The organism is Cupriavidus plantarum, assembly GCF_905397285.1.
Lineage (GTDB): Bacteria > Pseudomonadota > Gammaproteobacteria > Burkholderiales > Burkholderiaceae > Cupriavidus > Cupriavidus plantarum.
The window spans coordinates 132910-154366 of the sequence record NZ_CAJPUX010000005.1 but is presented as its reverse complement, the minus strand read 5'-3'; the positions used below and the strand labels follow the sequence as shown (position 1 = coordinate 154366).

At 64.2% G+C, this 21457-nt stretch carries 18 protein-coding genes and 2 pseudogenes; 8 read left to right on the top strand and 12 right to left on the bottom strand.

Annotated features, from left to right (window positions below; translation table 11 throughout):
- Nucleotides 1-11 precede the first annotated feature (11 nt).
- On the bottom strand, nt 12-1205 hold the full coding sequence (locus KHP16_RS20725) for a DUF4382 domain-containing protein (protein ID WP_211961029.1): 1194 nt from the start codon (nt 1203-1205) through the stop codon (nt 12-14).
- Between the two features lie 271 nt (nt 1206-1476).
- Between KHP16_RS20725 and KHP16_RS20720 the strand changes: the two genes are divergently transcribed.
- A complete protein-coding gene (locus KHP16_RS20720) occupies nt 1477-1758 on the top strand; it encodes a DUF2502 domain-containing protein (protein WP_115954349.1) in 282 nt (93 codons plus the stop codon).
- 180 nt (nt 1759-1938) lie between these two features.
- On the opposite strand, the gene KHP16_RS20715 is transcribed toward KHP16_RS20720, so the two are convergent.
- Nucleotides 1939-2871 (bottom strand): LysR family transcriptional regulator, encoded by a 933-nt coding sequence (locus KHP16_RS20715; RefSeq protein ID WP_244835927.1) that lies wholly within the window; start codon nt 2869-2871, stop codon nt 1939-1941.
- A gap of 114 nt (nt 2872-2985) precedes the next feature.
- Here KHP16_RS20715 and KHP16_RS20710 point away from each other — a divergent pair, with 114 nt between their 5' ends.
- The gene (locus KHP16_RS20710) at nt 2986-4440 is read left to right on the top strand and encodes an amidase (protein WP_211961028.1); all 1455 of its coding nucleotides are present in this window, start codon (nt 2986-2988) and stop codon (nt 4438-4440) included.
- A gap of 441 nt (nt 4441-4881) precedes the next feature.
- Here the strand turns inward: KHP16_RS20710 and KHP16_RS20705 are convergent, their stop codons facing one another.
- Nucleotides 4882-5415, bottom strand: a complete 534-nt coding sequence (locus KHP16_RS20705) for a nuclear transport factor 2 family protein (RefSeq protein ID WP_211961027.1) — start codon at nt 5413-5415, stop codon at nt 4882-4884.
- Between the two features lie 163 nt (nt 5416-5578).
- Nucleotides 5579-6490 carry a LysR family transcriptional regulator gene (locus KHP16_RS20700; RefSeq protein ID WP_109584038.1) on the bottom strand — a complete coding sequence of 304 codons (912 nt, stop codon included), beginning with the start codon at nt 6488-6490 and terminating at the stop codon, nt 5579-5581.
- A 169-nt stretch (nt 6491-6659) separates the two neighbouring features.
- Between KHP16_RS20700 and KHP16_RS20695 the strand changes: the two genes are divergently transcribed.
- On the top strand, nt 6660-7442 hold the full coding sequence (locus KHP16_RS20695; protein ID WP_211961026.1) for an SDR family oxidoreductase: 783 nt from the start codon (nt 6660-6662) through the stop codon (nt 7440-7442).
- A 245-nt stretch (nt 7443-7687) separates the two neighbouring features.
- The gene (locus KHP16_RS20690; protein WP_211961025.1) at nt 7688-9676 is read left to right on the top strand and encodes an Ig-like domain-containing protein; all 1989 of its coding nucleotides are present in this window, start codon (nt 7688-7690) and stop codon (nt 9674-9676) included.
- 39 nt (nt 9677-9715) lie between these two features.
- Here the strand turns inward: KHP16_RS20690 and KHP16_RS20685 are convergent, their stop codons facing one another.
- Entirely contained in the window at nt 9716-10057 is a 342-nt protein-coding gene (locus KHP16_RS20685) for a hypothetical protein (RefSeq protein WP_183084816.1), read from the bottom strand.
- A gap of 481 nt (nt 10058-10538) precedes the next feature.
- Here KHP16_RS20685 and KHP16_RS20680 point away from each other — a divergent pair, with 481 nt between their 5' ends.
- Together KHP16_RS20680 and KHP16_RS20675 are read left to right on the top strand one after the other, a co-directional pair.
- Nucleotides 10539-12677, top strand: coding sequence for an autotransporter family protein (locus KHP16_RS20680; protein WP_211961024.1), 2139 nt, complete (start codon nt 10539-10541; stop codon nt 12675-12677).
- A 135-nt stretch (nt 12678-12812) separates the two neighbouring features.
- Nucleotides 12813-14357, top strand: a complete 1545-nt coding sequence (locus KHP16_RS20675; protein ID WP_244835926.1) for a methyl-accepting chemotaxis protein — start codon at nt 12813-12815, stop codon at nt 14355-14357.
- Between the two features lie 63 nt (nt 14358-14420).
- On the opposite strand, the gene KHP16_RS20670 is transcribed toward KHP16_RS20675, so the two are convergent.
- Together KHP16_RS20670 and KHP16_RS20665 are read right to left on the bottom strand one after the other, a co-directional pair.
- Nucleotides 14421-15407 carry a zinc-binding dehydrogenase gene (locus KHP16_RS20670; protein WP_211961023.1) on the bottom strand — a complete coding sequence of 329 codons (987 nt, stop codon included), beginning with the start codon at nt 15405-15407 and terminating at the stop codon, nt 14421-14423.
- Nucleotides 15408-15440: 33 nt separating this feature from the next.
- Nucleotides 15441-16214: an SDR family oxidoreductase gene (locus KHP16_RS20665; RefSeq protein ID WP_121492457.1), complete on the bottom strand. Its 774-nt coding sequence runs from the start codon at nt 16212-16214 to the stop codon at nt 15441-15443.
- A gap of 129 nt (nt 16215-16343) precedes the next feature.
- On the opposite strand from KHP16_RS20665, the gene KHP16_RS20660 reads away from it, so the two are divergent.
- Complete coding sequence (locus tag KHP16_RS20660) at nt 16344-17318, top strand: LysR family transcriptional regulator (protein WP_211961022.1); 975 nt, start codon at nt 16344-16346, stop codon at nt 17316-17318.
- Between the two features lie 30 nt (nt 17319-17348).
- On the opposite strand, the pseudogene KHP16_RS20655 reads toward KHP16_RS20660, so the two are convergent.
- From KHP16_RS20655 to KHP16_RS20635, 5 genes and pseudogenes are all read right to left on the bottom strand, one after another.
- Nucleotides 17349-17882 (bottom strand): annotated as a pseudogene (locus KHP16_RS20655) (HEAT repeat domain-containing protein); the annotation flags it as partial.
- Nucleotides 17875-18015: pseudogene (locus KHP16_RS20650) on the bottom strand (ABC transporter permease); the annotation flags it as partial. The pseudogenes KHP16_RS20655 and KHP16_RS20650, both read right to left, overlap by 8 nt.
- A 57-nt stretch (nt 18016-18072) precedes the next feature.
- Entirely contained in the window at nt 18073-18990 is a 918-nt protein-coding gene (locus KHP16_RS20645; RefSeq protein ID WP_244835925.1) for a hypothetical protein, read from the bottom strand.
- A gap of 209 nt (nt 18991-19199) precedes the next feature.
- Nucleotides 19200-20246: a TRAP transporter substrate-binding protein gene (locus KHP16_RS20640; protein WP_121492460.1), complete on the bottom strand. Its 1047-nt coding sequence runs from the start codon at nt 20244-20246 to the stop codon at nt 19200-19202.
- Nucleotides 20247-20407: 161 nt separating this feature from the next.
- Entirely contained in the window at nt 20408-20632 is a 225-nt protein-coding gene (locus KHP16_RS20635) for a hypothetical protein (RefSeq protein ID WP_211961020.1), read from the bottom strand.
- A gap of 64 nt (nt 20633-20696) precedes the next feature.
- On the opposite strand from KHP16_RS20635, the gene KHP16_RS20630 reads away from it, so the two are divergent.
- Nucleotides 20697-21323 carry a class I SAM-dependent methyltransferase gene (locus tag KHP16_RS20630; protein ID WP_211961019.1) on the top strand — a complete coding sequence of 209 codons (627 nt, stop codon included), beginning with the start codon at nt 20697-20699 and terminating at the stop codon, nt 21321-21323.
- Nucleotides 21324-21457: the final 134 nt, after the last annotated feature.

Here is a 21457-nt window from a genome sequence, read left to right as displayed (position 1 = left end):
CCCTTCTCTGGTTAGAAACTGAAGTTGACGGTTTGACTGCCGTTGAGCACGCTGGTGTTGCTGCTCTGGACCGCGCCGGACGCGCTGGTCGCCTGTACCGAGTATTGGCCCGCGACCGGCGCGGCGGACAATGCGATCGGCAGCGCGGGGGTGTAGTTGCCGACCAGCGGCGCCGCCGCCGGAAGTGCCAGGGCATATGCGCCGGTATCGAGGTTGGCGTTCACGGAAGCGATCTCGTATGAGACCGAGCCGATGGTCTGCAGCGCTCGCAGGGACGCCTGTGCCGAGGGCGTCGACGTGCCGGAGACGCTATTGGTCGTGGAGGCGGGCAGCGTGATCGGAGCAGCCGAGGTCGATACCGCGGTCGTCGCGCTCGCCGTCACCGGCACCGTGCGGATGATGCCCGTCGCATGGCCCGACGGGAGCTTGTTGTCCACCACCACCACGTCATAGGCGCCATTCGTGCTGCTCTGGATGAGCGGCGTCAGCACGAACTTCCCATCCGTGCCGGCCACGGTGCCGCGGATGATCTGTCCGTTCTGCTCGGCGTAGACCGTTGTGCCAGCCTGGGCGGGGGGCAGGAATCCCGAGATGGCGCCACTCACCGTCAGCGGCGTTGCCGTGATCACCGGCTTCAGGCTGTACGAGCCGTTGCCCTGCTGGACGATGGACTTGCATGCGTTGAAGTCAAGGATCAGGTCGACCAGCGTGTTGGCGGCTACGGTGAAGGGCTGGATGATCTTGTATCCGCTCTGCGCGGCGCTCGGCGTTGCCAGTGGCACCTCGTTGGTCGTGCCGGACACCACAACGGAGTTGGCGAGGGTGTTGCCCTGATTGGCATTCAGCACCAGCCGCACTTGCTGGTACTGACCGGCGGGCAGCGGCGCGCGGCCGATGTCGAAGAGGACGCCATTCGTGAGCGACAGGAGGTCCACCTTCTGCGGCGTCGGTAGTGCGATTTCGGTCCAGCCGCCGTCGTTGTCACCGGCATTGCCGCTGCTGTTGACGCGTACCTTGTTGACCGTCACGTACACATGATCGAAGCCGCAGGACGGCGCATCCGTCATGGCGACATGCAGGGTGCCGGTGTTTGCCGGACTTGCCGTATTGTCGCCTCCGTCTCCGCCGCCGCATGCGGCAACGATGAAGGGCAATGGCATTACCGCCAGCATCGCCTTCAGACTGATCTGGGTCTTGGTTTTCATCCTTTACCTCTCCTTTTCGGCTCGACGATGGAGCCGAAGCATAGAGCAGCCTCGACCTGGAGATGGGAACGGCATTGCAACCAGTCGTAACAACGAACGAGACACATCAGACTGTGACAGACTCACGCCGGGACGGTCGTCGTGGCGCACATCCGTATCAAACACCAGACCATCTTGCGGGAATACCCTAGAGGGGTGGACAGGTACGCCGCGGGTGTTGTCCCGCTGATAAGATTCACGCCACGCTTACCACTTAGATCGAGGAGCTTCGATGAGGAAAACCGTTCTTGCTGGCGTGCTCGCCTGCAGCGCGTGGACTGCCGGCGCGGCCGATGTCAACGTCGCCATCGGCGCTCCAGGTATCCCGGGGCCGGCGGTCGTCATCAGCTTCGGCAGCCGCGATAGCAGAGGCTATTACTGGGACGGGGAGGCGTATCGCGACCCGGCTTACTGGCGCAAGCACAATGGACCCAAAGGCGAGAAGTACTACACGGGCCGCGGCAAGGGAAATGGCGGCTGTCCGCCGGGGCAGGCCAAGAAGGCGAGATGCTGACCCGCTCACCGGCTCCGACTGGCGCAGGCTGCTGCAGCGCGGCCAGGCTTCGGTCGGCAGATTCCTGCCAAGCCAATGCGCCTCCCACATCGGCTTCCGGACGGTAGTGCGGGACACTCGGGATGCCGGTGCCTGAAGGCATCGTCACGGGCGATGTCTACCGGCACAAGCATGGGTCCGTCACGCGAGCGGGAAGCGTAGTTGCGTCTTCAGGTAGGTCAGAAACGCTCGGAGCTTTGGCGATGGCGCGCGCTCGCGCGGGTACAGCGCATTGAAGTCTTGAGGCGGGCCGATCCATTCTGGCAGCACCTTGCATAGACGCCCGGCAGCGACCTCGGGTGCCATGCTGGCGTCCATCGCCAGCAATACGCCATTACCCGCGCGGGCGGCGTCCACGAGCAACACGGGATCGCTTGCAACGATCACCGGATCCAGCGCGAAGTATTTCGCTTTTCGTCCCGGCTTGCGCAGCGGCCATACGTATCCCTTGTCGGTCCGCGCCTGATGCAGCGCGAGCGTGGGGTGGAGGTGCAGATCGTTGGGACTCTCCGGCGCGCCATGCTGGTCGATATACGCGCGGCTGGCGTAGAGGGAGGTGGGGAAACTCGCCAGCCGTTGCGCCACGAGGCTGGAGTCGGGGAGCGCACCGAGGCGCAACGCGACATCGACGTTCGCGTCCAGCAGGTCGAGCGGCACGTGCGTCGCCACAATTTCGATGCGGACGTCGGGGTATCGCGCGCGAAAACCTCCGATGAGCGGCGCAATCCATGTCGCGCCGAACGAATAGGGGAGCGTTACGCGCAGCCAGCCTCCGGGCGCCCCACGTATTTGCTGTACGGCGTTCTCCGCTTCGTCGAGTTGTCTGGCGATTCCGTGGCATTGCTCGTAATAAGCCGAGCCTGCCTCGGTGACGCGCAGCTTTCGTGTGGTTCGGTGCAGCAGGGCGGCGCCCAGATGCGCCTCGAGCGCGCGCACGCGCCTGCTTACCGTTGCCTTGGGAATCTGCAGGGCGACCGCCGCTGCGGTGAAACTTCCCGTTTGCACGACGCTGACAAAGATGAGCGTGTCGTTGAGATCTCGGGTCATCGGGAATCCGTGCGCGATGAATGTCATGAAAGGTGATCGTTTGCGATTGTCTCATTGATGGACCGATCCTTATCAGTTTGACGGCCTAATCGATCGGCTCGATCTGACCTATCGTTTCCTCCATCTGAACGGGAGGAAAACATGAATCTGAGTGAATACACGGCACACGATGCCATTGGACTGGCCGCGCTCGTCGCGAAGGGCGATGTCACGTCCGCGGAGCTCGTAGACCTTGCGCGTGAGGCTATCGACAGCGTCAACGGCGACATCAACGCCGTCGTCGAGAGCTGGCCCGCTAACGAAGGCGGCAGCGGAGACGTAAAGGGTGGGCCGCTGGCCGGGGTGCCGTTCCTGATCAAGGACCTGGCGGTGAGCATGCGAGGCAAGAAGCTCGAGCTGGGTAGCCGGCTCGCACAGGGCATCGTTGCCGCCGAGGATTCGTGGCTGATGTCGCGTTTCCGCGCCGCGGGGCTCGTCACGATCGGCCGCACCGCGACACCGGAGATGGCATTTAGCACCACGACGGAATCGGTGCTGCAGGGAGCGACCGGTAACCCGTGGCAACCGGCGCTGAGCGCGGGGGGCTCGAGCGGTGGTGCGGCCGCTGCGGTCGCTGCCGGGGTGGTCCCGCTCGCTCATGCGACCGATGCCGCAGGGTCTATTCGGGTACCGGCTGCCTACAACGGATTGTTCGGCCTCAAACCGACCCGTGGCCGGAGCTCCAACGGACCAGCGCTGGACGAGGTCTTCGCTGGGTTCGGTGTGCAATTGGGCGTCAGCCGCAGCGTGCGCGACAGCGCCGCGCTGCTCGACGCGATCCACGGCCATGCGATCGGCGACCCGTATGTCACCGCGGCGCCGGCGCGGAGCTTCCTGTCGGCAGTCGGCCGTGACCCGGGCAAGCTGAAGATCGGCATGCTGCTCGACCCGTGGAACGGTGAACGCACCGACCCGGTCATTGCGGCGGCGACGCTATCGACCGCGCGTCTTCTTGAGGATCTTGGCCACACCGTGTTCGAAGTCCAGCCGACGCCTGGCCTTGGCATTTCCTGGGACGCATTCGTGCAGATGAACGCGACCATATGGACGGCAACGCTCGTCGGCTGGATCGAAGGCCTGGCATCCACGACCGGTCGTCCGGTCGACGAGACGACGCTAGAGCCGGCGACGCTCGCCTGTTTCCGCTATGGCAAGGAGGGAAAGGCTTCGGACTTTGCCGCGGCACTCGCCATGCGCAACACGGTCTCGCGCTCGGTCGGCGCGTGGTTCGAGGAGGTCGATGTGTTGCTCACACCTACCTTGCCGCAGATGCCACCCGCAATCGGGACGTATGATGCGGGCGCCGAGGCGATGACCGGTCTGGCGTGGACGCAGCGCGTGTTTCAACATTCGCCGTTCACACCGCCGTTCAACGTCGCCGGCGTCCCCGCCGCGTCCGTTCCGCTTGAAACGCATCCAACGACCGGCTTGCCGATCGGCATGCAGTTCGCGGCCGGGTTTGGGCGCGAAGCGCTACTATTACGGCTCGCGTCGCAGCTGGAACAGGCCAGGCCTTGGGCACGACGCCGACCCAAGGTGTACGCGGGGGCCAGGTGACGGCCTCATGGGAGCTCCGGCGCGCCGACTGGTGTAATCTTCGCCATTTCCGGCGCCTGCCGGTCGCGGACCGTACCGGGCATGCATGCGCTGTGTTGATCGGGGACGGTTCATCGGGGAGTGCCGGTTCTCGAGGCGCGAGGCCTCCCTGCAATCAGCGCATCGCCTCGCACAGGAAGATTCATGGGTGCATCGAGTGGCGGATGTTCGCGTCTCAGTCGGTTGTGTACCGGCTGGGTCCTATGCATTGCTACATGGACGATGACCGGATGCACTGTCATCAGCGCGACTGCCGCTGTGGGAAGTGCCGCCGTGTCGGTCGCGAGCACTGCGGGTTCCGCAGCCGTAAGCGTGGCATCGACGGCCGTTGAGACGACGTACTCGGTGACGAAGGCCGTCGTCACTAGCGGCCAGGACGCATCTCCATAGCCATGTCGGATGTCACCGTGGCGCACCGCTCACGGGTTCCGGAACGCGGCGTAGCACCTCGTCGTAGGGGGCGAGGTCGAGGAACGCCGTGACCTCCGCGGCTTTACCGCTTTGCATGCGCAGGATCCAGGCATAGCTGTTGCGATAGGGAACACCGTCACGCGCCATGCCTTCTCCGTCCCATTGGACGACCACATGTTCGCCCTCCGCCCACACCTGCTTGCGCACGGGACGTACCGGGGTCGACAGGCGAGACTGGAATGGACGCACGGCCTTGTCGATAAAGACGGCGCGCCCCCGGAACGTCCCCGCGCTGGGACTCGAACCTTTGATCGTCCAGATGACATCCTCTGCCAGGAGTTCATCGAAGAATCCGCCGCCGCCATTTGCCCAACGGTCAAACGCTTCACTGACGATGTGTTTGTTGCGATCTCCGGCGCTTGCGAATTCGGTGGCGCTGGCCGGGCGCGACGTTAGAGCGAAGCTGGCGAAAATGGCCACGGCGACAAGGCCGGCGCGAAAAGGCTGCAAACTGGGAAATGCCATATGCGGGTATCTCCTATCGGCTGCGATATGACTTGCATGGGACTTGCATGGGGTTTCCCGAAATTCTGACCCGACTGCACCCGAGATCAATGCGCGCAGGGTTGAAAGACAATCAACCAGGACTTTTCAATGGGGCCGGATGTCTGCAATCGCTAGATAACGCCTAGGGCTGATCGAACGGCTTGCGATCCAGGAGGCAGTCGATGAACGCGCCGAGGAGGGCGGGGCGATGTTGCCTGCTCGGATAGTAAAGGTACAGCCCCGGGCGCGAAATCGACCAGTCCGCAAGGACCTGCACTAGTCGTCCCTGGGCCAGATGCTCGCCCACGCCGTCTCGTTCGAGGTGATAGGCAATGCCGAGCCCGTTCAGGGCAGCAGCGATTCCAACGTCAGCATGATTGGTGATGACAGGGCCGTTCACGGCAACTTCAAGTTGTTTCCCTCGCTTCTTGAACTCCCAGCGATAGTGCTTGCCGTCCATCTGGAGGCGCCAATTGATGCATGTATGGTGATGCAGATCGGCAGGGGACTTAGGTGTGCCTCGACGCGCCAGATAGTCAGGGGATGCCACGGCAACCATATTCAGGTCAGGCGTGAGGCGGACGGCCACCATGTCCTTCTCAAGGCGATTACCCACGCGGATGCCCGCGTCGAAGCGACCCGCCACGATATCCGCCAGCGAGTCATCGACCACGATGTCGAGAACCACTTCAGGGTGTGCGCGATAAAAGCGTGAAAGCCGCGGGGCAATGATGGTTCTTGCCGCGATCCCCAGCGTGTTGATGCGAAGCGTGCCGCTCATCTGTCCTGTCGCCTCACTCGCTTCAGCGACTGCAGCCGCCATCTCCGCAAACAAAGGAGCGATACGCCGGTACAACTGCTCACCGCTTGCCGACGGCGCAACGCTTCGCGTCGTGCGATGGAGAAGACGTGCGCCGATGCGGGTTTCGAGCTGTCGGATGGTCTGGCTGAGTGCCGAAGGGGATAGGCCCAGATGCTCTGCCGCACGGGCGAAGCTCTGACGCTCAACGACTGCGACGAAGGCCTTCAACTCAGCAAAGTCGGACCCGCGCATGATGCGAAATTGTTTTCATTGATAGGTCTCACTCTGTGGCGGTATCCGAATCACCGCGGAGGATTATGCACTGATAAATGAACAGGTTATTCGGATTCTAGACGATTCTCTAATGAGCACGTAGTGGGCATCCTGACTGAATTCATATCCCCTCTATGGAGAAAACAGTATGAGCTTCGACCTGCATCTGAATGGCCTGCGGGCACTCGTGACCGGCGGCACACTCGGCCTTGGCGCCGCAGTCGTGAAAGCCCTCGCCGAGGCGGGCGCCCGGGTAGCGACATCCGCGCGCACCATCCCCGAGCAAAAAATTGACGGGGTCAACTACGTCGCTGCCGACCTGTCCACGGCGGAAGGCACCAGTCGCCTTGCCCAGACCGTTCTGCGGGATTGGGGCGGAATCGACATCCTGATCAACGTGCTTGGCGGCTCAAAGACTCCCGCTGGCGGTTTCGCTGCAATCAGCGACGATCACTGGTTCGCCGAGCTGGATCTCAACCTGATGCCTGCCGTGCGTCTGGATCGTGCATTGCTGCCGAGCATGCTGGCTCAGGGTTCCGGTGTCATCATCCATGTCAGTTCTATCCAGCGCGTGCTGCCTCTGCACACATCTACAACCGCCTACGCCGCAGCGAAAGGGGCCCTGACCACGTATAGCAAGGCGCTGGCGAGAGAGGTAACGCCAAAGGGCGTCCGCGTGCTGAGTGTTGCCCCGGGCTGGATCGAGACGGAGGCTTCCGTAGCGTTCGCCGAGCGGATGGGTGCGGAGGCAGGAACGGACTACGAAGGTGGCAAGAAGCTCGTCATGGACTGGCTGGGAGGGATTCCAGTGGGCAGACCGGCCAAACCACAAGAGGTTGCCGATTTGATCGCCTTCCTGGCATCGCCGCGCTCCGCTTCGATCGCGGGGACCGAGTATCGGATTGACGGCGGCACAGTTCCTACCGTGTAGCGCGGCGTATGACGATTGGGGGTCGCGCGATCCAGACCATCGAGGCAGGACCATAGCGGCATGGTCGGCCTGAATTAACGGCATCGCCGCGCATAACTTGATAGTCCGGCAGTGGGGGTTGAAGGCGCAAGCCCCCATTGCTAGATTCGCCCGAATGTATTGCCTTTACCCGGTACACCGGACGCCCATGCAGCCTGCAGCGGCGGGCGATATGCGCTCACAAATATCAAACGGGTAAGGTCAACATGTCCCACGGTCTTCACGCTGGCGTGCGCGGGCGCGCGTCCTGGTTTTTGTCGCTCGTCGTTGCAACGAGCCTGCTCTCCGCCTGCGGCGGAGACGACGCGCAAGCGCCCGCCGCCACGCAGGCGCCCACAAGCCGCCTCGTGGTGGACACGGGAACAGCGGCACCGGCGCAGGGCGGCACGCTGACACTCAAAGCTACGCTGCTGGACAAGAACGGGCAGGAAGTCCAGGGCGCAAAGTTCGCATGGGCATCGTCGAACGATGCCGTTGCGACGGTGGTGTCGGCCGCGGACATCTCTCCCGCGGCCGCGAGCGTGACGCGGCCGGTGGGTATCTATGCCACGGTCCGGCTGCTCGCTGCGGGGGAGGCGGATATCGTCGCCACGGCAACCCTGTCCGATGGCACGCAGGCGAGCAGCACCACCCATCTGTCCGTGCAGCCGGCAGCGGCAAAGACGTATGCATTGACGTTATCGCCCTCCACGCTGACGTTGAATACCGGCGCAGCGGCACAAGCCGTCACGGCGGTCGTGCGGCGTTCGGACGGTGTCGATGGCGTCGCGGACCTGAAGGATTGGTCCTGGTCCACCGACAACAGCGCTTTCGCGGTGACGCCTGCTTCGGATAGCCGGTCGGCAAAGGTCTCGACCACCGGGACGCTCGCGGCAGCGGGCCAGCTCACCGCGTGCTCGAGCACGCCAGCCGGTGACCGGCTCTGCGCCAACACGGCGCTCACGCGCCCGGCGGTGCCGCTTCCGGCGATCGGATTCTCGGTGTCCTCGCTGAGTATCAATCCTGGCCACACTGGCACCGTGACGGCAACGTTCACCGATGCACAAGGCGCCAACCTGGCTGGCCAGGCAACGCTGGCATGGTCGATCCAGCAAAGCGGCTCGGCGGCTTCGATCGTCAGTATCGGCAGCGGTGGCAGCGTGACCATCGGCATGGATGCCGCACAGGCGGCCGCCTACACCGCAACGCTCACGGTGACGGCAACTTACCCGGATGGCCGCTTCAACAGCAGCTCGCTGCCATTGTCATCGCCTGGGCTGTGGACGCGTTTGCCGGACGCGCCCATCGCGAACCCCTCCATCGTCAGGGTGGCGATCGATGGCACGCGTGTGTGGCGCCTGACCGCGGACGGTACGCATCCCGCGCGGCTGGAGCGCTTTGGAGCTAACGGTAGCACCCCGACCGAGCCGACCGCCTCGTTGCCGGCCACCGCAAATGGCATCTGGCTCGCGGCGGCGACGAATCCGGCGAATTCGTCGCTCATGGTGCAGCTGGGTCAGGATGACGTCAGCACGCCCTTCGGATACATGGATGCGGATCTGGCGGGTCTGAGGACGGACGTCGCGTTGCGCGGCTGTGCGCCCTCGGGCGGACGTTCGTTTGTAAAGACCACCGATGGCATCGGCATCGCGTCCATGGGGTGGTGCGCCAATTCGTGGCAGTACTGGCTGCAACGAGTGGGCAGCGCGGCGACCCCTTCGTTTCCTGTCGCGACGGTGGCTCCCATTCTCGATGCCCGTCCATTTGCGAGCGGGGACCGCGGCATGGCCCTCCACAATGACGGCGTGAACGAGGTACTTCGTGACGATGGCGGTATGCTCGCCTACACGTACACGTCGCCTGCGACGCTTAGCCTGGGCGAGGTCGCCGCGGATGTCGCGGATGAATCGGGTCGGGTTTATGGCTACGCGGCCAGTCTGGGCATCGTCAGCCGACCATTTCCCGGCGCGTCCTACGCGAGCCTGTGGAACTTGCCCCCGGCGTTTGTGCAATTGCGCGCCGTTCCGAATGTCATCGTAGGGCTGTCCGCGTCGTCCTTCAGTCTGCGCAAGCTGGACACCAACGCTACGGTGACGGTCGGGTTGCCCATGGGCTCGACGCCCACGGATTTCGTGAGCGCCGTTGACGCGGATGGAAAGGTCCGCATCGCCGCTACATTCGCCGACGGCTCGGTATGGCTGTACCAACAGCCCTGACCAGTACTGCGGTGCACAGCGCTCCAACGCGACCCCGGCTTACATAACACCGCCACGTGATCTATCATTCGCCCCGTCGTACATGTAAGTAAAACAATACAAACCACAAACACGGGGTGTTTGCATGAAGTCCTTTTCTTGTCGCGGAATGCGACGCGCCGATGTGCGCGCGCCGAAAGTGTCGTCCATCACCGTTGCCGTTGCGCTGCTGTTTCCGCTTGGCGCATCGGCAGCGGAGTATCTCGTCAGCAGCGACGCCGAATTGCGCGCCGCACTCGCAGCCGCTGCTTCGGATGGCGATCCCACGTCCACCATTCGATTGACGACGAACGTTACGCTGACGAGCACAGCGACCTTTACAGGGCCGAGCAAGCCGATCATCTTCGATACGCAAGGCTACGTTTTGACGAAAGGTGTTGGAGCTGGCAATTTCACAGGCAGTGGGTCTATCAGAACGTACACGGGGACGTACGTCGGTACGACCGGCGCCGCGCCGACGGGCGCTCTCGCTCAAACTAGTGGGACCGCCATTACCAATGGCTCAGTCACGGGTGGTGCGCAAACCAGTACCACCGGAAACGGTACGATCGGCTTTCTGATAAACGTCGGGACGCTCGACAACAACGGTTCCATCAAGGGTGGAGCGGCTGTTACCGGGACTGGCGGCGTAGGGGTGAGCGCCCTTGGCAATAGCACTATCGTCAATGCTGCGTCGGGCTCGATCGCGGGTGGCGACGCTGTTGGAGGCGTGGGGGGTGCGGGTATCTCGTTCACGGCCGTCACTGGCGCAACCAGCCTCTTGAACCAGGGGACGATTCGCGGTGGCAGCGATCTCAGCGGCGGGTCCGGCGGCGGGTACGCCGTGAGGATCACAGGCGGCACGTACTCCGTCGAGAACAGCGGACTCATCGAGGGCGGTCGAGGCGCGGCAGCAATGCTTGCGTCGGCGAGTCCGGCCGTCACCCTCGTGAATTCGGGCACGATCCGGGCCGGCGAAGGCGCGGACACCGCGATACAGTTCGGCAGCACGGCCACCAGCCGTGCCACGCTGGAACTGCAGGCGGGTTCGAGCATCGTTGGCAATGTCATCGCCAGCGCGACGGGCGCGAACGACGCGTTCCGCCTGGGTGGCGACACCCACGCGGTATTCGATGTCTCGACCATCGGCGACACCGCCCAGTACCGCTACTTCGATAGCCTCACGAAGACGGGCGCAAGCACCTGGTCCCTGATCGGCACGGGCACGATGACCACGCCATGGACGGTCGACCAGGGGACGCTGCAGATCGGCAATGGCGGCACCAGCGGCAGCCTGGCCGGCAACGTCGTCGTCAACGACGGCGCCACGCTGGCGTTCAACCGCTCGGACACTTACACCTTCGGCAACCTCATCTCGGGTGCCGGTGGGGTGGCGCAGAACGGCACGGGCACGACGGTGTTCAACACCGCGCAAACCTACACCGGTGCGACCGCTGTCAACCTCGGCACGCTGGCCATCGACGGCTCGATTACCAGCCCCGTGACCGTGAACGCGGCCGGTACGCTCTCCGGGACCGGCACGATCTTCGGCAACGTCACGAACGCTGGCACGGTCACACCGGGCGGTGGCTCGGGCATGTTGACGATTGCCGGCAACTACATCGGCAATAGCGGTATTGTGCGCGTGAACACGGTGTATGGCGGCGATGGTTCCGCGACCGGGAGACTGGTCGTGACCGGGGACACCTCGGGCACCAGCATCGTCAGGGCCGTGAAGGTTGGCGGCACCGGTGCTCCGACCGTCGAAGGCATCAAGGTCATCGATGTGCAAGGCGCGTCGAACGGCAACTTCACGCTAGCGGGCGACTACGCCTTCAACGGCCAACAGGCCGTGGTGGCAGGTGCGTACGGCTACCGTCTGGTCAAGAATGGCGTCTCGACGCCGACCGATGGCGACTGGTATCTGCGCTCGTCGCTGGTCGACGCGTCCACGGTGGGCCCCTCGGGTTCCGCCACGGCTGCCGCGCCCCTGCTGGCCCCGACCGTGCCGCTGTACGAGGCCTATTCGAGCGTCATGCAGCGCTTCAACGAACTGGGCACGCTGCAGCAACGCGTGGGCAACCGTTCGTGGTCGCCGAATGCCTCGGTGCCGGCCGAGCAGGACGCCGGCAAGCCTGTCATCGGTCGCGGCGCCTGGGCGCGCGTGGAAGGCTCGAACAGCCATATCGATCCGTCCACCAGCGCCACCAGCGCCAGCTACAACGTGCGCATGTGGAAGTTCGAGGGCGGTGTGGACGCCCCTGTGATCCAGAACGACGCCGGCACGCTGGTCGTCGGCCCGACCTTCCACTACGGCATTGCGAACTCCAACGTGTCGTCGATGTTCGGCAACGGCGCGATCGATGCAACGGGGTATGGTTTCGGCGGCACGGCTACGTGGTATGGCACCAATGGTTCGTATGTCGATGCGCGTGCCACGCTGACGTGGTACGACACCGATATCCGATCGACGACGCTCTCTGCCAAGCTGGCCAACGGCAATCGCGGCAGTGGCGTGGCCACCAGCGTGGAAGCCGGCCACCAGCTCCCGCTGGGCGGCAACTGGTCGATCACGCCGCAGGCACAACTGGCCTGGTCGCAGGTCCGCTTCGACGCGTTCACCGACCAGTACGGCGCCAACGTATCGCGTGACAACGGCAACAGCCTGGTCTCGCGCCTGGGAGTGTCCCTCGATCACGAGACCAAGTGGACGGCCGCCAACGGCAAGACCAGCCGCTCGCACGTCTACGGCATCACGAACCTGTACTACGACTTCCTGCACGGCACGTCGGCACGTGTTGCCGACATCAACGTGGTAAGCAAGGAGCAGGCGCTGTGGGCGGGCCTTGGCATCGGCGCATCGATGAACTGGAACGATGACCGATACACCGTCTATGGCGAACTGCTTGCTCGCACCAGCGTGCAGGATTTCGGTGACAGCAATGCGATCGGCGCCAGGCTCGGTGTGCGCGTGATGTGGTAAGGCACTGCCGGAGATCGACGCGCAGAAACACGTACAAGCCTAAAGATCCGTATTCCCACACCGTAAATATGGGTATCGGCGCGAAAACTTCAGCAGTTGGCGCGCCGAGTCGGACCATTGAATAGGCTTACATCTTTGCAGAACAATCAACCTGTCACCCAACGCGAATTCGAGCTGCCAGACAACGCGACGCTGATGTCGACGACGGACACGCGTAGCCACATCACCTACGCGAACAGCGCCTTCGTCGAGGTCAGCGGCTTTGGGGCCGACGAACTTCAGGGCCAGCCGCACAATATCGTGCGTCATCCCGACATGCCGGAAGAAGCTTTCGCCGACATGTGGTCCACCCTCAAGGGCGGGGAACCCTGGACCGCGCTCGTCAAGAACCGGCGCAAGAATGGCGACCATTACTGGGTGCGCGCCAACGCCGTTCCCGTCATTCGCGATGGCCGGCCGGTCGGTTATATGTCCGTACGGACCAAAGCGACGGCGGCGGAGATCGAGCAGGCCGACACGCTATATCGCCGCTTTCGTGAAGGCAATGCCGGCGGCATTCGCTTTCATAAGGGCCTGATCGTCAGGACCGGTCCCACGCGTTGGCTGTCCGCACTCCAGACCATGAGCGTGCGCTGGCGGATCCGTTCCGCGCTCATGATCATGGTCCCTTCGATCATCATCGGCGCATGGGCACTGGGCGTGGCCGACGTGGCCCTCGGAGGCTTGGCGGCCGTGGTGACATGCTGCGCGCTACTCGTTTCCATGTGGCTCGAAGCGCAAATCTCGCGGCCGCTCGAGCGGATGCGAGATGAGGCGCTGCGGGTTGCGTCAGGGGAAAGCCAGAAGGTCGATCCCATCGATCGCGTCGACGAAATTGGCATGACGCTGCGGACCATCAGCCAGCTGGGCCTGATGTTCCGCTGGCTGATTGACGACGTCAGCGGACAAGTCTTGAATGTTCAGTCGGCCAGCAACGAGATCGCTCAAGGTAACCACGATCTGAGGTCGCGCACCGAGCAGGCCGCGACGAACGTGCAGGACACCGCATCGTCCATGACGGAGATGACCGCAACCGTGCAGAGCAATGCGGAAACCGCGATCCAGGCAACGCAGTTGTCGGAAGCGGCGAGCGTGGCGGCAACCAGGGGCGGGCAGGCGATGTCCGAGGTCGTGACCACGATGCACGAGATCACGGCCAGTTCGCAAAAGATTGCCGACATCATCGCCATCATCGATGAAATCGCCTTCCAGACGAACATCCTCGCGCTGAATGCCGCGGTAGAGGCCGCGCGTGCCGGTGAGCAGGGGCGAGGCTTCGCGGTGGTCGCCGGAGAGGTTCGCGCGCTGGCGCAGCGCAGCGCCGGCGCGGCGAAGGAGATCGCTGCGCTGATCAGCAAAAGCGTCGGAAAGGTCGACTCCGGTGCAAAGCTGGTGGACGGGGCTGGCAAGACGATGGACGACATCGTCGCTCAAGTGAAGCGCGTCTCCGATCTGATCGCCGATATCAGCGCCGCGACCAACGAACAAAGCAGCGGCATTACCCAGGTCGGCCAGGCCGTCAGCGAACTGGACGACATCACGCAGCGGAACGCGGCACTGGTCGAGGAAAGCGCCGCCGCGGCGGAAAGCCTCAGGCAACAGGCAACCCGGCTGGTGGAAGCGGTTAGCGTCTTCCGTTGATGGGCTCGGACGCCGTGCGCGTCGGCTGGCGTTGCATGCGACGCAGAGTTCGGGCAGGCCGGCTCAAGGCGAGATCGCGGCAAGCTGGCGGCGGTTTGTCACCAGCAGCGGTATGCCGCCGATAGCCCGCTGTTCGATCGACTGGTGGACCAAAGGCGCATCGGTGAGCTCGAAGTGAACGACGTCGATGTCCCGAAAGACGCCAGACCGGATCAGAGCAAACAACTCGCTCGACGCCTCCCCGATGGTGACGCCATTGACGAACTGAGGTGTCCCTCCCCGTTTGATGTGAACGCCGCGCTCTGCCAACTCGGCGGATGCGGCCAGTGGGCTGCCTGAGGCGCCGCCGATGGCGACAATGGTGCCGCCGCTTCGCACGGATCGCGCAGCCACGTCCGCGGTGGCCTGTCCCACCAGATCGAACACGACATTCACGCCTTGCGGCGCCAACGCGCTGATTTTTTTGTCGAGACTTGCATCCCCGGCGTATAGCGCGTGATGCGAGCCGGCGCGGGCCTTCGCCAGCTTGTCCTGAGAGCCAGCGACGCTAATAACGGTAGCACCCAGCGACTTCGCCCACCGTGACAAGATGCTGCCAACGCTCCCCGATGCGCCCGTGACCAACGCCGTCTCCCCTGGCGCGAGCCGGTACAAGGCACGCAGCGCCATCCAGGCTGTGAACCCCTTTGCGAGGAACGTTGCAGCGGTGAACGTGCAGATGTCGTCGGGAAGCCGAATGAGAGATTCGGCCGGGACCAGTCGCTCGCTGGCATATCCGCCCGCGGCAAAGAAATACGCTACGCGATCGCCGACCGCGAAGCCGCTGACATCCGCCCCGACGTGGGTGACCGTACCCGCGCCTTCGAAGCCAGGCACTGTGGGCAGCGGCACGGGATAGCTGCCGTTTCGCACCATGGTGTCCACGAAATTGACGCCGATGGCGTCCTGGCTGATGCGTACCTCGCCGCGGCTGGGCATGCCGGGGTCTTCTCGTTCCACCCGCAACACCTGCGGTGCGCCTGTCTCGTACATGCGAATAAGCTGTGCCATCGTCGTGCTCCCACGTAGGTTCGACTTGGTTGATCAGGCCGATTGGCCGCCATCTACGTTCAGCGTGGTACCGGTGATATAGGACGCGTCGGGGCCAGCCAGAAATGCCACGGCGGCTGCGATGTCCTCCGGCTGGCCGTACCGTCCAAGCGATGCCATGCCCTTGAGCGTGTCGGCAAAGGGGCCGTCTTCCGGATTCATTTCCGTGTTGATCGCGCCAGGCTGGATCAGGTTGACGGTGATATTGCGCGGACCCAGATCTCGCGACCAACCTCGCGTATAGGCGGCCACGGCGGCCTTGGATGCGACATAGTCCGCCGCGCCGGCAAAGGGAATATGCACGGCGCCCGTTGTACCGATGGAGATGATGCGGCCGCCTTCGCGCAGCAGGGGTACGGCGGCACGCACGGCGGTCGCTACGCCCTTCACATTGACGTCGAGCTGCCGGTCGAACGCGGCGAGATCGGCGGCCGGATCGTCGACGGGGCCGGTGACGAACACGCCGGCGGAGTTCACGAGAATATCGAGCTGGCCTAGCGCCGCATGGGCTTGCGCGACCAATTGCCGGACTTCGTCCGCATTCGCCTGATCGGCGCGGAAGGCGATGGCGCGGCCGCCGGCTGCCTCGACTTCGGCGACCAGCGCATTCGCGCGGTCGGCCGACGCGGCATAGCTGAATGCCACGGCTGCGCCGTCGCGCGCAAGTCGTCGAACGATGGCAGCGCCGATGCCGCGGGATCCGCCGGTGACGATAGCGGCCTTGCCAGCCAGGGGGCGGCCTTGGATTTGAGTGTTCAGCGTGTTCATATCTTTGCTCCTGTGCGTTGCGTGTCTTCGGGTTGAATGGCGTTGCATTGGTACGAAGCTTAGAGCGCGGATAGCGGCTTGATTAGATGGTTTAAACTTGATCCATCTTCAAGCGATCGTTGAAAATCCATGGAAACGCTGGCCAATCTGGAAAGCTTCGCGAAGAGCGCGGAACTGCGGAGCTTTTCTGAAGCGGCGCGCCGGTTAGGACTGACACCCGCTGCCGTCAGCCGCAACGTCGCCATGCTGGAACGCAACCTCGGCGTGCGCCTTCTGCAGCGGTCTACGCGCCGGATAACGCTGACCGAGGCAGGCGAGCGCTTTCTCGATTCGATCGGAGGCAGTCTGGATACGCTGCAGTCCGCCATCGAAGAAACCGCATCGGGCGCGGCCGAGCCGGCAGGGGTTTTGAGGGTTAGCCTGAGTCCGACGTTGGGTCAGGCCTATATCCTGCCGTTGTTGCCTGACTTCCTGCGGCGATATCCGCGTGTCAGGCCAGAATGGCATTTCGAGAGCCGCCAGGTTGACCTCGTTCATGAGGGTTACGACCTGGCTATCGGGGGCGGCTTCGAACTGTCGCCCGGTATCGTCGCCAGGGGGCTTGCGCCAGCGCATATCGTCGCTGTGGCTTCGCCTGCGTATTTGCAGGGCGTCGCGGACATACCTGGACACCCCGAAGCACTGGGACAGTTGCGTGGCATCGCGATGCGAAGCACCGCAACTGGACGCATCCGCAAATGGACGATGCTCGGCCCCGAAGGCGAGCAAGCGGCAGTGGCGCTGAATGAGGACATCGTGATGAACGATCCCGCGTCGGTACGCGAAGCCACGCGCCTCGGACTGGGTGTGGCCCTACTCGCCCTGCCTGACGTCCTTGCCGATCTGGCCGAAGGCCGGCTGGTCCGGCTCGTTCCAGACTGGCATGCGGATGCCGGGATGATATCGCTCTACTACGCGTCCCGGCGTTTGCTGCCTGGGAAGACTCGCGTCTTTGTGGACTTCCTGATCGAGCGCTTTCGCCGACTTGGCTACGCGGAAAGTTTCGATGCCACAGCAAAGCGTGAGCTGAGGGTACGCGGAAGCATGCGGAAGCAGAAACGGTAGTTGGTGGGCGCGGCCCGCAGCAAGGCTCCCCTAAGCGGCCGACACTCGTTCGCGAATTTGCGCGATGGCGATGCGCGCGGACTTGCGTACCTCGGGATCGCCATCGCCCAGCGCGGCCTCGAGCACTGCGAGGATAGCCGTGTCACGTGCCTCGGCCAGCTCGCCGAGCGCGAGCGCGGCCTCCTTGCGCACGTTGCTGAGCGGAAACGCGAGCAGACTTGCCACCGGCGCCGCACTGGCGCGTTCGCCGAGGCGGCCCAGCGCCCGCGCGGCCTGCAGCGTGACCTGCCAGTATTCGTCGTCGAGCGCGGCCTCGAGTCCCGCGCGCGCGGCACGCAGCCGCAGCTTGCCAAGGGTCACGGCCGCTTCCTCGCGTACCTGCCAGTGCGCATCGCGCAGCGCGCCGAGCAGCGGTGGCAGCACGCTGTCGTCATGGGCAAAGCCGAGCGCGCCGATCGCGGCGCGGCGCACATCGGCATCGCTGTCGCTGCTCGCTAGCGCGGACAGCGCGGGCAGGGACGGTTCGTGACGCAGCCACCCGAGCACGCCTACGGCCTCATCGCGCGCTCCCCGATGCCGCCAGCCAGGGCGTGACCAGCCGGCCCGCCACGCGCACCAGCGCGCTGCTGCCCATGCCGAGCAGGCCGATCAGCAGCATGCCAACGACGATGTCGGGATAGCGCTGCAATCGCGCACTGGCTTGGAGGTACAGGCATGGGCGTACAGGCGTATAGGCGCCTGCCGCCACGCAAGATCATTGACGCACGTACAGGCCATCTTTCTCCGACCAGCGATAGGTCTTCCGCCACGACCCCTTGCGTTCGCGCAGTTGCAGATCCCTGTAGCCCGCGGTGGCGCGGTCCGAGACGACGAGCACATTGCTGCCGTCGGTGACGTCGTGATTGCGGGTGCCGTCCTTGTTCCAGTCTCCGGCAATCATCTTCATGAAGGACATCGGCGCTGCAAATACCGGGCGCAGCGTCTTGCCGTCCTGCATGAACAGGTAGAGCGCCTCGAACGAGGCGCCGCCACCGGCGTAGCCTTCGCTCCAGCCGGCGCGCACGCCAAACGCGGGGTGGCCGTCGCCGAGCTTGTAGGCGGCGAGGTCGAAGCGCAGCCACGATTCTGGCGGGCCGCCGCCGTCGTCAATGGCTTGCGGGGCGTCGAGGTTCGATCCGTTCCAGTCGGTCGGCGTCCGGACCGGTTCCATCGTGCGCGCGATCAGCCTCGGTTCCGCGCCCGCCGCGCGCCCGAAGATCGCGAACCATGTTTCGGTCGAATCGGTGCGGCACTGATCCTTCCAGTACTTGCGTTCGTTCGTGGCGCGCTCCGGTGTTTCGGCGAGGCACACCACGGCGACATACCGGTCGGGCTGCCCAGGCCATGGCTTGACGCCCGCGAGCACCAGCGCGGCGGGGTTGGCGCCGGGCACCATCTGGCGCACCAGCTGGGCCGCCGTGAAGCCTTCGGGCAATTGCGTGCCGAATCCATCCGCCTGCGGCGTTCCGCGAATCTCGCGATCGAACACGGCGCGGCCCTCGGGCGTGGTCAGCTTGCCGGGGACCTTGTCGATCGACGTTGCCGTGCCTGCGGCGAACGTGACCGTGGATACCGCGATCAGGGTCATGGTGGCCAGCGCGAGGCGCGCGGGGCCGGATAGGGACGATGACATGGGCTCCAGCTCGGAATCGGGACACCCGCGATGCTAGCCCAAAACGGGTGTTCCGCCACCGATCATCGTTGTACGGATTCGTGCGCGATTGGCGCCGGGACGGGGGAGGCGAAGGAGCGGGGGGAGAGGACGGGAGGGAGAGGGCGGGACGAGCCGGCCGGATCATCATCCGGCCGGAACGGCGCTGGGCCGCGAACGCGCTCCACGACCTAGCGCGAGGACCCCGGCTCGGTGCCCAGATAGGTCTTCAGCAAGGCCGCGCCGCGTTCGCCGACGCGCGCCTGCCAGGCCCCCACGGCGCTCATGCCCGCGTCGCGCAGCGCCTGCTGCACGGCTGGCGCGGGATGATCTTCGATCGTGACGCCGTTGGCGCGCATGCGAGCCGTGTTCTCGGCCAGCCGCGTGTCGAGGCGCGCCCACTGCCGGTCTTCGGTTGCCCGGCCCGCGGCGGCGACGGCATCGCGTTGGGCGGGCGTCAGCGCCTGCCACGCGGCGAGGTTGATCGTCGTAAACGACAGCGGCATGGCATAGCCGATGGCTGTGAAGTGGGGCAGGTAATCCCACAACTTTCGCCCGGCGCCGCCATCGCCCGACGACAGCACGGCATTCACCGAGCCGTCCTTGAGGCGCGGCATGGCATCGGCAAACGACAGGTTCTGCGCCTTGGCGCCGGCTGCGCGCATGACTTCGGCCGAGGTCTCGTCATAGGCGCGCACGGAAAGCGCTCGCAGTGCATCGAGCGAGCCCACCGCGTTGCGCGACCACAAGCCAGTCGGCGGCCAGGGGGTGATGTAGATCAGATGCTGGCCTTGCCGTGCGAAGGCCCGGGCGTAATCGGCGCGGGCCAGATCGGCAAGTCGGTGGGCCTGATCCACTGTCGTGGCAACGAACGGCAGCGAGGACAGCAGAAAGATCGGATCGATCTCGCCCAATGCCCCGCCGAATGCATCGCCGGCCTGCAGCTTGCCATCGCGGATCGCGGCCGGCATCTGCGCAGATTTGAAGCCCGCTGCCGCGTCAAACGTTGGCTGCGGGGCCAGCGCACCCTGCGTGCGTGCGGCAACTTCCTGTGCAAACGTACTCAGCCCCTCGCCGGGCATCGACGTGGCTGGATACTCGGTGGCCATCTGCCACACCACGGGCGACGGCTGCGCATGGGCAGCGGGCACAAGAAGCGCGGGTACCGCGATGGCAATACCAGTGGTCAGCGCAAGCGAGAGAACAGCGTGGGCGCTACGTCGGCGAAAGGGGCGCATGGGAGAGGGCAGGTGGCAGGAATGGGATAAGAAGCTCGGCGCCGCGGGTCGGTACGCCGCCTATGGTTGCGGATTATAAGTGGAGTGGACACATAAAACCCCGCCATGCCGAGGGGGGAAGAACGACGTTCTCTACCGTCATGACTTAAGTGTGCCGCGGATCAGGGCTGACCTGCGGCTTTCGGCCGAACGCAACAGCGCTCGGCGTCGATGGGGCGATTGTGGCAGGCGGGCAAACCTGGCGTGTTCTTGCATAGCAGGCTGTTAGCCGGCCGCGCATACTTGAACTGCTGCTCGATCATGCACGATTGCGCGCCAGCAATACCGTTGAGCAGCATCGAGTCGGTCGGCTCCATCATCATGTTGTAGCCGCAGGCCTTCATCACTCAAGGCCCGGGTTTGGGGACAATCTGTCAGAATTCCTGACTAGTGAAATTCAAGGCGTAGTCGATGTCCATTAAAGTGAGCGGCACAGAAGGCTACGCCGAGAATGCGCAGTCCTTTGTCAAGCAATGGCGGAACATCTCTTTTGCCGCCCGACACGAGCCAGTCCTGCACTTGATACCACGGGTCCCGTCAAGAATTCTCGATGTTGGTTCAGGAGTGGGCACGGATGCGGCGGCGCTTTCGGCGTTGGGTCACACCGTCGTAGCGGTTGAGCCGGTCGACGAACTGCGCGTTGCCGGGATCGAGCTGCATCCAACGTCGCGCGTTGAATGGATCAATGACAGCCTCCCGGATCTTGCAATCCTGCTTTCAAGGAACGAGACATTTGACGTAGTGATGCTAACAGCCGTCTGGATGCATCTTGATGAAGCGCAACGGCGCCGCGCGATGCCGAACATAGCCTCACTTGTGAGAGAGGGCGGCATTCTGATCATGTCTCTGCGGCATGGACCCGTTCCCGAAGGCCGGCGCATGTTTGCCGTTTCGGCCGAAGAAACAATCCAACTCGCGCGCATCCAGGGTTTGCAGCCCATTCTCAATCTCCGTGCCGAGTCCATTCAGCAAGTGAACAGGAACATGGGTGTGACCTGGACACGATTAGCCTTCAAGAGTCATTCGCGCAACATTTAGCCCATTCACGCTGTCGTGCGCTTCGGACTTGCTTAGTCAGAAGTTATAATCGTCTACGGGTGTTAGTTGCGCGTGGGTGCAACGGGACAGGTAAATCGCGCAGGTCGGGCCGCCGCGCGGCGTACACACGTCCC